Here is an 11688-nt window from a genome sequence, read left to right as displayed (position 1 = left end):
TCAGAGCATGATCTGCGGCCGTGCGCGGGAGGGCCCCGCCGAGCACGGCTCGGCGCTACCGGGGCCTGACCGCGCGGCTCCCTCAGAGCATGATCTGCTGGAAATTCTCTACGCGCTCGTGGCCGTGGGTGGCTTCGCCGCTGCGCGGCAACGGATAGTCGTCCAGGCGGTCCAGCAGGCGGGTCTGCAGGCCGGCTTCGCGCGCGGCGTCGAGCTCTTCCACCACGTCGGACAGGAACACGATCTCAGCGGCCGGCACGCCGATGGCCGCCACGATGCGCCGGTAGCTGTCCGCCTCGCGCTTGCCGCCGATTTCGGTGTCGAACCAGCCGGACACCAGCGCGGTCATGTCGCCGGCCTCACTGAAGCCGAAGAACTGCTTCTGCGCCGGCACCGAGCCGGACGAATACACGTACAGCGGCAGCCCGGCGGCGTGCCAGCCCTTCAGCACGGCGGCGACTTCCGGATAGAAGTGGGCCTTGTAGTCACCGTTGCGGTAACCGGATTCCCAGATCATGCCCTGCAGCGCCTTCAGCGCGGTGTGCTTGCGATCCTGGTCGATCCAGCCCTGCAGCGTTTCTGCCACCACGCTGTCCTGGCAGGCGCCACCGATCTCGGTGGCCACCGCATCCAGCCAGCGCCGGACCTGCGGCTCGTTGCCATGGGCGGCGATGAAGCCGGGCAGCGCCTGGCGTGCATACGGGAACAGCACGTTCTTGACGAACGAGATGCTGCTGGTGGTGCCTTCGATATCGGTGAGGATGACGCGCGGCTGCATGGATCTTCAGGCCTGGGTAGGGACGTAACGGGGGAACTTCTGCGCGATGTCGGTGCCGGTGAAATGACCGACCCAGCCATCGGCTTCAGTGAAGAAGCGGATCGCCACGAAGCTCGGCGCGTCGCCCATGTCGAACCAGTGGTTGACGCTGTCCGGCACGGCGATCAGGTCGTCCTTGACGCACTCGATCTCATAGACCTTGTCGCCCACGTGCAGGGTGAACAGGCCCGAGCCCGCGACGAAGAACCGCACCTCGTCTTCCTTGTGGAAGTGTTCATCGAGGAACTTCTTGCGCAGCTCGGCACGGTTGGGGTTGTCCGGCGCGATCGACGCGACATCCACGCTCTTGAAGCCGCGTTCGGCGACCAGCCGGTCGATGTCGGTGCGGTAAGCGGCGAACACCTCTTCCTGGCTGGCGCCCGGGGCGACCGGCTGGCTGGCCTGCCAGCGCTCGAAGGTGACGCCGATCTTCTGCAGTTCGGCAGCGATCAGCGCGCCGTCCTGGGAGTCCAGCAGCGGGGCGTCGGGGGCAGTGTCGTTGTAGATGCGCAGTCGGCTCATGGCGGCAGCTTGAACGTCGGGGGGACGGGTAGGGTAGCAGCGTGGGGCGGCGGGGTCAGATTCCCATCGGCCATGTGAGCGCCCCGGATTCAGCCTTGTAGGCGGCGCAGTTCCAGTTCGCAGTGGAACAGGAACTCGAACGCTTCCAGGTGGCGGCGCGCTTCGGCCATGTCGCGGCCCCAGGCGTACAGGCCGTGGCCGTCGATCAGGTAACCCCACAGGCACTGGGTATCCAGCAGCGCGTCGACCTGGGCGGCCAGCACGTCCATGTTCTGCGTATTGGCGAACACCGGCACGTCGATGGCCATCTCATGGGTGCTGTTGCCGGCGAACGCCTTCAGCAGCTCGTAGCCTTCCAGCCGGATATGACCCCGCGGTGCGTACAGGCGCGAGGCGATGGTCTGTACCGGGGAATGGGTGTGCAGCACGCAGCCGACTTCGGGGAAGCGGCGATACAACTGGGTATGCAGCAGCGTTTCGGCGGACGGGCGCAGCGGGCGGCCGACGGCCTTGCCGTCGAAGTCCACCACCATGATGTCGTCTTCGATCAGGCGGCCCTTGTCACGACCGGACACGGTGATCGCCGCATGCTGGTCGTCCAGCCGATGCGAGAAATTGCTGCTGGTCGCGGGCGTCCAGCCGGCCTGGGCCAGCTCGCGGATGTTGTCGATCAGCAGCTGCGCCAGTTCGCTCAGGCGCTGGCTGTCATACGGAAAAGTGGGCGCGTTCATGCGCTCCATTCTATCCGGTCCCGCCGGGCAGGGCGCGTACCTGCCTGGGTAGTGACGGCCGCTGGCCGTCAGTTCCTGCCATTGGTGGTGACGACCGTTGGTCGTCACGCTGTTGCTTGCCGCTGCGCTCGCCGAGCATGGCTATGCCGGTCGTCCTGACCGGCACCCTGCGTGCCGTCGCAAGCGACGTTGGCAGCGGCTTCTGCCGCCGCCTTCGGCGCTACCCGCTGCCTGTTACCGGCGCAGGCGGCTGTGGCGGAAGCCGTAGCCGAAGTAGATCGCGAAACCGACCACCGTCCACACGCCCATCAGCATCCAGTTGTGGAACGTCATGGCCGACAGCAGCGCCATGCAGCTCAGCACGCCCAGGCTGCAGACCAGCCAGGCACCGCGTATGCGGAACGGCCGCGGCAGGTCCGGCTGGGTGCGGCGCAGCACCAGCACGCCGGCGCACACTGCGGCGAAGGCGATCAGGGTGCCCATCGAGGTCAGTTCGCCGAGCACGTCCAGCGGGAACAGCGCGGCCAGCAGGGCGATGCCGATGCCGGTGATCACCGTGTTGATGTGCGGAGTGCGGTAGGTCGGATGGATCTTGGTGAACAGGGGCGGCAACAGGCCGTCACGGCCCATGATCATGAAGATGCGCGGCTGGCCGATGATCATCACCAGCACCACCGAGGACAGGCCGACCAGCGCACCGATTTCCACCACCACGCGCAGCCATCCAAGCGAGGGGTGGGCGGCCACCGCAGTCACCACCGGCTCATCGGTGCCCAGCAGCGTGTACGGCACCAGGCCGGTCATGACCGCCGCCATGGCGATGTACAGGATGGTGCAGATCACCAGCGAGAGCATCATGCCGATCGGCATGTCACGCTGCGGACGGTGCGATTCCTGGGCCGCCACCGACACCGCTTCGAAGCCGATGTAGGCAAAGAACACCATCGCCGCACCGCGCAGCACGCCTTCCATGCCGAACTGGCCGGGGCCGGTGTTTTCAGGGATGAACGGCTGCCAGTTGGCCGGGTCCACGTACTTCCAGCCCACCGCGATGACCAGCACGATCAGGCCGGTTTTCAGGAGCACCATCGCCATGTTCATCGCCGACGACTTGCGGATGCCGACGTAGCACAGCCAGGTCAGCAGCAGCACCAGGATCGCAGCGGGGATGTTGGCGATCGCCCCGGTGGGGCGCAGCTGGCCGTCCAGTGGCGCGCTGACCAGCGCAGCGGGCAGGTGGATGTCGAAATGGCTGAGCAGGCTGAGGAAGTAGCCGGTCCAGCTGACCGCCACCGCCGAGGCGGACACACCGTATTCCAGCACCAGCATCCAGCCGATGAACCACGCCGCCAGCTCACCGAAGGTGGCATAGGTGTAGCTGTAGGCACTGCCGGAAACCGGCACCATCGCGGCGAATTCGGCGTAGGCCAGCGCACAGAAACCGCAGCAGATGGCGGCCAGCACGAAGGACAGCATGATCGCCGGCCCGGCGTGGTTGGCGGCGGCCTGGCCGGTGATGACGAAGATGCCGCCGCCGATCACCGCGCCGATGCCCAGCGCGGTCAGGCCCCAGGGCCCCAGCGTACGGGTGAGGCTGAGCCCGTTGGCATCTTCGTGGGCGGCGTGCGGGTGCTTGGTGGCCCACAGTTGCTTGAGCATGGTGTGTTGTTCTTTCGGTGCGGGCAGGCCACGCAGGCCTGCAGAGGGTGCGGCATGATACCGAACGGGCCGGCATGGAGCCGGCCCGTCGCTGCATCAGGAAGACTTGGCCAGCTTGCTGTTGCGCATGCCGTAACCGAAGTAGATCAACAGCCCCAGCACGGTCCAGCCGACGAACAGGTGCCAGTGTTCGCGGAAGGCCATGGCGAACAGGCTCAGGCACGCCAGCGCACCCAGCGGGCAGATCAACCAGGCCATCGGCACGCGGAACGGACGCACCAGCTCCGGACGGGTGTAGCGCAGCACCAGCACGCCCACGCAGACCGTGGCGAAGGCCAGCAGGGTCCCCATCGACACCAGTTCACCGAGCACGTTCAGCGGCACCATGCCGGCCAGCGCCGCGGCGATGACGCCGACGATGATGGTGGCCACGTACGGTGTCTTGAAGCGTGCATGGACCTTGCCCAGGAAGCCCGGCAGCAGGCCGTCGCGGGAGATCGTGTACGCGATGCGGGTCTGGCCCATCATCATCACCAGGATCACCGAGGACAGGCCGGCGATGGCGCCGATCTCCACGGCGGTTTTCAGCCATGCCAGCTGTGGATAGGCTTCCAGCGCGGTGGCGACCGGCTTGGCGGTTCCCAGCTGCTGGTAAGGCAGCAGGCCGGTCAGCACCAGGCATACGATCACGTAGATGATGGTGCAGACGGCCAGCGAGCCGAGCAGGCCGATCGGCATGTTGCGTTGGGGATCCTTGGTTTCGCCGGCGGCGGTGGACACCGCGTCGAAGCCGATGAAGGCGAAGAACACGATCGAGCCGGCACGCAGTACGCCGCTCCAGCCGAACTCACCGAAGGTGCCGGTGTTCTCCGGGATGAAGGGTTGCCAGTTGGCGGTGTCGATGTGCGAGGCGCCAAAGCCGATGAACAGGCAGATCACGCTGACCTTGATCGCGACGATGATGCCGTTGACGAAGGATGACTGGGAAATGCCCACGTACAGCAGGCCGGTCAGCACCGCCACGATCAACACCGCCGGCAGGTTGAACAGCTGCCCCGAGGCGACGAACTGGCCGCCTTCCCAGGCGATGGGCGCCGAACTGAGGGCCGCCGGGAAGGGCATGTCCAGCGTGGTGGTGACGAAGCTCAGCAGATAGGCCGACCAGGCGACGGCCACCGATGCGGAGGCAAACAGGTACTCCAGCACCAGGCACCAGCCGATGAACCAGGCCATGCCTTCGCCCAGCGTGGCATAGGAATAGGAATAGGCACTGCCGGAGACCGGCATCATCGCTGCGAACTCGGCATAGCACAGGCCGGCCAGTGCGCAGGCCAGGCCGGCGGCCACGAAGGACAGGGTGACGGCGGGGCCGGCGTGGAACGCTGCTGCCTGGCCGGTCATCACGAAGATGCCCGCGCCGATCACCGCGCCGATGCCGAGCAGGATCAGGTGTTTTGCCGTGAGCGTCCGTTTCAGGGTGGCTTCGCCGTCCAGGCGGCCTTCTATGGGTTCGCCAGCGTCGACGTGTCCGGCTGGCTCAACCGGTTTGACCCTCAACAGAGCTTTCAGCATGCGGTACTTCCCTAAGTGGTCGTTGGGTGGCCGGCGATGCGTTGCCGCCGGCGCGTATGGTTGATGAAGGCCATGCGAATGGCTCGCTGTACCTTAGCCAAAGCTGAAGGTGATGCACAAGCCGCATGTGCAACATTTTCTGGCGATAATGGCCGATACTTTTGCTGAACGCGTGGCGGACATGTCGGAAACTGTCGCAACCCTTGCCCTGCTTGACGATCCGTTGCGTCAACTGCTTCGCCGATACGCGCTTGAAGTGCCTGTGCAGGGCGACTTGTCTGACGAATTCAGCACACTTCTCGATGATCCGCTGGATCCGTTTCTTCGCGAACGGCTGGAAGGCCATTTCACCGGTAGCGCGTGGCTGGTCAGCGCCGATGGCAGGCGCGTCCTGCTGACCCACCATCGGAAACTGGACCGATGGCTGCAGCTCGGGGGCCACGCTGATGGCGATCGCGACCTGGGGCGGGTGGCCCTCAATGAAGCCGAGGAAGAATCCGGGTTGTCCGGGCTGTCACTGGACGATCCGGCGATCTTCGACCTGGACAAGCACTGGATTCCCGCGCGTCACGACGTGCCGGGGCATTGGCACTACGACGTGCGTTTCGTGATCCGCGCGGGCGCCTCGGAAGCGTTCGCGATCAGCGAAGAGTCGCTGGCCTTGGCCTGGCGCGACATCGAGGGGATTGCCGCTGACCCGCACGCTGATGCATCGCTGCGGCGGATGGCCCGCCGCTGGCTGGGCCGCGGGTAGCGCCCAGCCATGCTCGGCGAACGCTATCCGGTTGCGCCTGCAAAGAGCCGCCAAGCATGGCTCGGCGCTACCGATCCGCTGGTCAGCTGTAGAGAACGCGGGTGCGCAGGGTACCCGGGATGGCGGCCAGTTCATCGCGGACCGCGGCGGCCTGTTCCACGCTGGCGGTGATGTCGATCACCACGTAGCCCACCTTCGCGTCGGTGCGCAGGAACTGGCCGTCGATGTTGACGTTGTGGCGCGAGAAGATCTCGTTGACCTTGGACAGTACGCCGGGCACGTTGCGGTGGATGTGCAGCAGGCGCAGGCTGCCGTCGTGCTCGGGCAGGGTGACTTCCGGGAAGTTGACCGCGGTCAGCGTGCTGCCGTTGTCGCTGTAGCGGACCAGCTTGGCCGCCACTTCGATGCCGATGTTGTCCTGCGCCTCCAGCGTGCTGCCCCCCACGTGCGGGGTCAGGATCACGTTGTCGTGCGCGGTCAGCGGGGATTCGAAGAGGTCGCCGTTGCCCTTGGGTTCCACCGGGAACACGTCCAGCGCCGCACCGCCGATGTGGCCGGAGGTCAACGCCGCATCCAGTGCCGCGATATCGACGATGGTGCCGCGCGCGGCGTTGATCACATGCGCGCCGCGGCGCATCTTCGCCAGCTCCGGCGCACCGATCATCCACTGCGTGGCGGGCGTTTCCGGCACGTGCAGGGTGATGATGTCCGAGCGTTCCAGCAGGTCGTCCAGGCTGACCGCGGCGCGCGCGTTGCCCAGCGCCAGCTTGGCCTCCACGTCATGGAAGATCACCTGCAGGCCCAGCGATTCCGCCAGCACGCCGACCTGCGTGCCGATATGTCCGTAACCAATGATGCCCAGCGTCTTGCCGCGCACTTCGTGGCTGCCGGCAGCCGACTTCGACCAGCCGCCGCGATGGCATTCGGCGTTCTTCTGCGGGATGCCGCGGGTCAGCATGATGGCTTCGGCGATCACCAGTTCGGCCACGCTGCGCGTGTTGGAGTAGGGCGCGTTGAACACCGGGATGCCGGCCAGTTCGGCCGCGTCCAGGTCGACCTGGTTGGTGCCGATGCAGAAGCAACCCACCGCGATCACGCGCTTGGCCTCGGCCAGTACCTCGGCCGACAGCTGGCTGCGCGAGCGGATGCCGACGATGTGGGCTTCGGCGATGCGCGCCTTCAGCTCGTCTTCGGGCAGCGCTTTGGAATGCAGTTCGATCTGGCTGTACCCCGCCGCGGTGAACACGTCCACGGCGGTCTGGCTGACCCCTTCCAGCAACAACACGCGGATATCCTGCTTGGGGTAGGAGGTCTTCTTCGGCGACATGGGACGGCACGGCCAGTGGGACGAGGGCTGATCACTATGCCAGATGCGGCCACCCATGGTGCACTGCGGAATTGGTTGCAGACGTAGCCATTCCCATCGCCCGCCGGGGGCTGGACGCTGGGCGGCGCCACTGGCACGCTTTCCCGTTCTGCCTGTGTCTGCCTGGACTGCCATGACCGATCCCCGCGTTGCCTCCCTCCAGCAGGCCGTTCCCGACCTGCGCCTGAAGACCGATGCGGCCGACCTGGAGCATTACGGGCGCGACTGGACCCGGCGCTGGGCCCCGGCCCCGTTGGCCATCGCGCTGCCGTCCAGCGTGGAGGAGGTGCAGGCGGTGATGCGCTGGAGCGCTGCCGAGGGCGTGGCGGTGGTGCCGTCGGGCGGACGAACCGGGCTGTCCGGCGGTGCGGTGGCGGCCAACGGGGAACTGGTGCTGAGCCTTGAGCGCATGAACAAGGCGCTGGCCTACGACCCGGTGGACCGGACCCTGGCGGTGCAGGCGGGCATGCCGCTGGAGTCGCTGCACAACGCGGCGCTGGAGCACGGGCTGATCTACCCGGTGGATTTCGCTGCGCGCGGGTCCTGCTCGATCGGCGGCAACATCGCCACCAATGCCGGCGGCATCCGGGTGATCCGCTACGGCAATACCCGCGAATGGATCGCCGGGCTGAAAGTCGTCACCGCCGACGGCGAGCTGCTGGAACTCAACAAGGGACTGATCAAGAACTCCAGCGGCTACGACTTCCGCCAGCTGTTGATCGGCTCGGAGGGCACGCTGGGGGTGATCGTGGAAGCCACGGTGAAGCTGACCGATCCGCCACCGGCCAGCAACGTGATGCTGCTCGCGGTGCCGAGCTTCGAGGTGCTGATGCAGGTATTCGCCGCGTTCCGTGCACGGCTGCAACTGCAGGCCTTCGAGTTCTTCACCGCACAGGCGCTCAGGCACGTGCTGGCCCATGGTGCGCAGGCACCGTTCGACGAGCTGCATCCGTATTACGTGGTGACCGAATTCGCCGTCGGTGATGAAGCGCAGGAGGCCGCGGCGATGGCGGCCTTCGAAGACTGCATGGGCAACGGCTGGGTCAGCGACGGCGTGATCAGTGCCAGTGACGCCCAGGCCGCGCAGTTGTGGCGCCTGCGCGAGGGGATAACCGAGGCGGTCGCGCGTTACAAGCCGTACAAGAACGACGTGTCGGTGCGGATCTCGGCGATGCCCGCGTTCCTGGCCGAAACCCAGGCGCTGATCACCGAGGCCTACCCGCAGTTCGAGGTGGTCTGGTTCGGCCACATCGGCGATGGCAACCTGCACATCAACGTGCTCAAGCCGGATGACACCGACGATGCGGCGTTCCTGCAACAGTGTGAGCAGGTGACCAGGCTGCTGGCGCGGGTGCTGGCACGTTTCGATGGCAGCATTTCCGCCGAACATGGCATCGGCCTGGTCAAGAAGGCCTACCTGGACAGCACCCGCGGACCGGCCGAAATCGGCTTGATGAAGGCGGTCAAGCGCGCGTTCGATCCGCAAGCGCGGCTGAATCCCGGCAAGGTCTTTGACCTCTGAGCTGCCGTTTGCGTGATGGGTCGGGTACGCTCTGCACGACCCCTTCACGAGTAGACCGACGATGACCCGATTGCCTTCGCTGCTGGTTCCTTTCGCGCTGTCCCTGCTGGTGCTGCCGCTGGCCGCAGGCGCATCCAGTTTCGCCGGAACTTCGGCGGGCTCGGCCTCCGGTGCGTCGTCCAATTCGTCGGGCAGCAGCTCCGGCGATGACAAGGTGGTCCTGGCTGCGCGCGATGATGCGGCCGCCTTCGTTGCCAGCGATGGCCAGATCCGTGGCGCCCGCCTGCAGGCGGCGCTGGTCCATCTGCGTGAGCAGGATGCGGCGGCCCGCGCAGCCAGCGACCTCGCGCTGGCCCAGGCGTTGCTCGCGCGCTGATGCGGATGCGCCGCCGCGCGTGGTTGGCGTGGTGGCTGCTGTGCCTGGCGCCTGCCACGCAAGCGTTCGAACTGGTACCTGACCTGCACGGGCTGGACGCCGGCCAACGCGCCCGCGCCCAACTGGCCGTGGATGGCGTGGCCCAGCGCCTGCCCGCCACGCTGCGCGCGGCGCTTCCGCCGCGGGTGCCGGTGCGCTGGGCAGATGCGTTGCCGGCGCATGTTGCCGGTCGCGCATTTGCCGGCGAGATCCAGCTGCAGCGTTCCCTGCTGGACGGCGACGCGACCGCGCGTGCCCTCCAGCTCGCGTTGATCCATGAGCTGATGCATGTGGCTGATCGCGGAGCAGCGGGTGGGTGGTCAAGCCGGCCGCGCTTCCGCGAACTTGCCGGATGGCAGCGCCGCCCCTGGAAACTCGGGCGCAGCCCGAATCGTTTCAACGACCGCAGCCCCGACGATTACGAGCGCCATAGTGCCGCCGAATACCTGGCGGTCAATGCGGAACACTGGCTGCTTGACGCGGATTTCGCCTGCCGCCGGCCCGCGCTGGCGGCCTGGTTTTCCGCGACCCTGGGCCCGACGCCGCGGCAGGCGGACTGCGATGCCGGCGTGCCGCTGCTCCAGGCGGGTGCGGAAGAAGGCCTGGTTGAACTGATGCGGTTGGATCCGGCGCGTGTTTACGCAGTGGATTACCTGTTCGCCGAGAGCGGCGACGTACCGATGAGCCGCTGGGGCCACAGCATGCTGCGGCTGGTGATCTGCCGCGAGGGCAGGGTGCCCGGACCGGCCTGCCGGCTGGACCTGGACCAGCACCGGGTGCTGTCCTTCCGCGCGTTCGTGGGTGATGTCGAACTGTCCAGCTGGCGTGGGCTGACCGGCGGCTATCCGTCGCGGCTGTTCGTGCTGCCACTGCAGCAGGTGGTGGATGAGTACACCAAGGTAGAGCTGCGCGGCCTTGCCTCGCTGCCGTTGCAGCTTTCCGCGCAGGAGATCGCCGGCCTGCTCGAGCGCAGCGCGCAGGTCCACTGGAGCTACGACGGTCGCTACTACTTCATCGGCAACAACTGCGCGGTGGAAACGGCCAAGCTGCTGCAGGCGGGCGTGCCTGCGCTGCAGGAGGCCGGCATCGAACGCATCAGCCCGCGCGGGCTGCGGCGCAGGCTGGCGCGGCTGGGCAGGCTGGATGAAAGCGTGCTGGATGACCGCGCTGCGGCGATCCGCGAGGGCTACTACTTCGAATCCAGCGACCAGCATTACGACCTGCTGTTCGCTGCGGCGCGCGATGAGCTGTTGCTGCCGACGCGTGATGCGAAGGCATGGCTGAAGCTGGATGCCACGACACGTGCACCGTGGCTGCAACGCGGCGGGCTGCGTGCCACCGCCGGGCTGCTGCTGCTGGAGCAGGCCGCCTTCGCACGTGCCGAGCTGCGTGCGCGCGACACGTTGAAGCGTGCCCTGCTGGCAGAGCGCGACAGCGATGGGGCGCGGCAGTTGCAGACGTTGCTGGAGCAGGCGGGGCAATGGCTGCAGCCCGGCGCGCTGCTGGGTGGCCCGGGGTATGGACTGCCGCAGGCCGATGAACTCGCCACGTTGCAGCCGCGCCTGCTGGTGGCGTCGACGCAGGCACCGCAGGCCTGGAAGCAGTTGCGACAGCAGATGCGCGCGCAACTGCCAGCGCAGCAGCGGCAGGAGCTGGACACCTTGGATGCCAACCTGCTGGCCCTCCGCACGCATCTGCGCGTGCAGGCCGCGGCGCCTGCTGCGGCAGGAACCTGAACGCCACGCCCGGCGTTTCCCGTCGCGTTGACGGTGCGGATGTTAGCGTCGTGTGCTGTTGAATGACGGAGAGGAGCGCACATGCGTCCATCTTTTTTCCTGTTGCCCACCATGCTGGTGATTGCCCTGGCCGTCGCCTGCCAGCCTGCGGCGGATCCGGTACCGGGCGGCAAGGGCGCCGCCGCTGGGCCGGCTGCCGCGCCGGTTGCGGATGATGGCCCGGCTGCCGCGGAGCGTCCCTCCGACGCCTTCCGCGCGACCGGCAACGAGCCGGGGTGGGTGGCCGAGGTCGGCGCAGGGGGGACTTCGGCGCTGCGCGTGGAAGTGGATTACGGCCAGACACGGTATGAGGTGGCTGCCCCCACGCAGGGCCCGGATGGCTGGGCCGGCGCGGCCGCCGATGGCACCCCGATCAAGCTGAGCGTGCAGCGGGTGCCGTGCCAGGACGACATGAGCGGCAAGGCCTTCGATGCGAAGGCGATGCTGACCGTGGGCACGCGCCAGCTGCACGGCTGCGGGAGTTTCAGCGCGGCGCAGTGAGCTGAGAGCTACAGCAAGAGCTACAGCCAGAGCGAAAGCTGCACGGCTGCGGGT

General features: G+C 67.1%; 10 protein-coding genes and 1 pseudogene. 5 read left to right on the top strand and 6 right to left on the bottom strand.

The genetic code is table 11. From position 1 onward, the window contains the following. Window positions 1-82 precede the first annotated feature (82 nt). The 5 genes from mtnC to ABE522_RS10430 form a co-directional block, all read right to left on the bottom strand. A complete protein-coding gene (gene mtnC, locus ABE522_RS10450; protein ID WP_346591635.1) occupies window positions 83-778 on the bottom strand; it encodes an acireductone synthase in 696 nt (231 codons plus the stop codon). A gap of 6 nt (window positions 779-784) precedes the next feature. Then, complete coding sequence (locus ABE522_RS10445) at window positions 785-1339, bottom strand: 1,2-dihydroxy-3-keto-5-methylthiopentene dioxygenase (protein ID WP_346591634.1); 555 nt, start codon at window positions 1337-1339, stop codon at window positions 785-787. A gap of 89 nt (window positions 1340-1428) precedes the next feature. Next, on the bottom strand, window positions 1429-2070 hold the full coding sequence (locus tag ABE522_RS10440) for a methylthioribulose 1-phosphate dehydratase (RefSeq protein WP_346591633.1): 642 nt from the start codon (window positions 2068-2070) through the stop codon (window positions 1429-1431). A gap of 234 nt (window positions 2071-2304) precedes the next feature. Continuing rightward, window positions 2305-3729, bottom strand: coding sequence for an amino acid permease (locus tag ABE522_RS10435; RefSeq protein ID WP_346591632.1), 1425 nt, complete (start codon window positions 3727-3729; stop codon window positions 2305-2307). A 96-nt stretch (window positions 3730-3825) separates the two neighbouring features. Next, on the bottom strand, window positions 3826-5301 hold the full coding sequence (locus ABE522_RS10430) for an amino acid permease (RefSeq protein WP_346591631.1): 1476 nt from the start codon (window positions 5299-5301) through the stop codon (window positions 3826-3828). A 181-nt stretch (window positions 5302-5482) separates the two neighbouring features. On the opposite strand from ABE522_RS10430, the gene ABE522_RS10425 reads away from it, so the two are divergent. Then, a complete protein-coding gene (locus ABE522_RS10425) occupies window positions 5483-6055 on the top strand; it encodes an NUDIX hydrolase (protein WP_346591665.1) in 573 nt (190 codons plus the stop codon). 82 nt (window positions 6056-6137) lie between these two features. Here ABE522_RS10425 and serA read toward each other — a convergent pair whose 3' ends face one another. Continuing rightward, window positions 6138-7382, bottom strand: coding sequence for a phosphoglycerate dehydrogenase (gene serA, locus ABE522_RS10420; RefSeq protein ID WP_346591630.1), 1245 nt, complete (start codon window positions 7380-7382; stop codon window positions 6138-6140). A 172-nt stretch (window positions 7383-7554) separates the two neighbouring features. Between serA and ABE522_RS10415 the strand changes: the two genes are divergently transcribed. The 4 genes and pseudogenes from ABE522_RS10415 to ABE522_RS10400 form a co-directional block, all read left to right on the top strand. Then, window positions 7555-8943, top strand: coding sequence for an FAD-binding oxidoreductase (locus ABE522_RS10415; RefSeq protein ID WP_346591629.1), 1389 nt, complete (start codon window positions 7555-7557; stop codon window positions 8941-8943). Window positions 8944-9004: 61 nt separating this feature from the next. Beyond that, entirely contained in the window at window positions 9005-9319 is a 315-nt protein-coding gene (locus ABE522_RS10410; protein ID WP_406846336.1) for a DUF2388 domain-containing protein, read from the top strand. After that, window positions 9319-11094 (top strand): DUF7844 domain-containing protein, encoded by a 1776-nt coding sequence (locus ABE522_RS10405; RefSeq protein ID WP_346591628.1) that lies wholly within the window; start codon window positions 9319-9321, stop codon window positions 11092-11094. The genes ABE522_RS10410 and ABE522_RS10405 overlap by 1 nt, the downstream gene beginning before the upstream one ends. Window positions 11095-11340: 246 nt before the next feature. Beyond that, window positions 11341-11634: pseudogene (locus ABE522_RS10400) on the top strand (hypothetical protein); the annotation flags it as partial. Between the last annotated feature and the right edge of the window lie 54 nt (window positions 11635-11688).

It is taken from the genome of Stenotrophomonas lacuserhaii, assembly GCF_039674585.1.
Lineage (GTDB): Bacteria > Pseudomonadota > Gammaproteobacteria > Xanthomonadales > Xanthomonadaceae > Stenotrophomonas > Stenotrophomonas pennii_A.
Note: the sequence above shows the minus strand (reverse complement) of the source record. Positions and strands in the feature narration are given on the sequence as shown.

Bases quoted from the DNA above. Each gene is read 5' to 3' on its own strand.
- ABE522_RS10410 (WP_406846336.1), top strand. From the start codon at position 9,005: ATGACCCGATTGCCTTCGCTGCTGGTTCCTTTCGCGCTGTCCCTGCTG.
- ABE522_RS10405 (WP_346591628.1), top strand. From the start codon at position 9,319: ATGCGGATGCGCCGCCGCGCGTGGTTGGCGTGGTGGCTGCTGTGCCTG.
- ABE522_RS10415 (WP_346591629.1), top strand. From the start codon at position 7,555: ATGACCGATCCCCGCGTTGCCTCCCTCCAGCAGGCCGTTCCCGACCTG.
- ABE522_RS10445 (WP_346591634.1), bottom strand. From the start codon at position 1,339: ATGAGCCGACTGCGCATCTACAACGACACTGCCCCCGACGCCCCGCTG.
- mtnC (WP_346591635.1), bottom strand. From the start codon at position 778: ATGCAGCCGCGCGTCATCCTCACCGATATCGAAGGCACCACCAGCAGC.
- serA (WP_346591630.1), bottom strand. From the start codon at position 7,382: ATGTCGCCGAAGAAGACCTCCTACCCCAAGCAGGATATCCGCGTGTTG.
- ABE522_RS10430 (WP_346591631.1), bottom strand. From the start codon at position 5,301: ATGCTGAAAGCTCTGTTGAGGGTCAAACCGGTTGAGCCAGCCGGACAC.
- ABE522_RS10425 (WP_346591665.1), top strand. From the start codon at position 5,483: ATGTCGGAAACTGTCGCAACCCTTGCCCTGCTTGACGATCCGTTGCGT.
- ABE522_RS10440 (WP_346591633.1), bottom strand. From the start codon at position 2,070: ATGAACGCGCCCACTTTTCCGTATGACAGCCAGCGCCTGAGCGAACTG.
- ABE522_RS10435 (WP_346591632.1), bottom strand. From the start codon at position 3,729: ATGCTCAAGCAACTGTGGGCCACCAAGCACCCGCACGCCGCCCACGAA.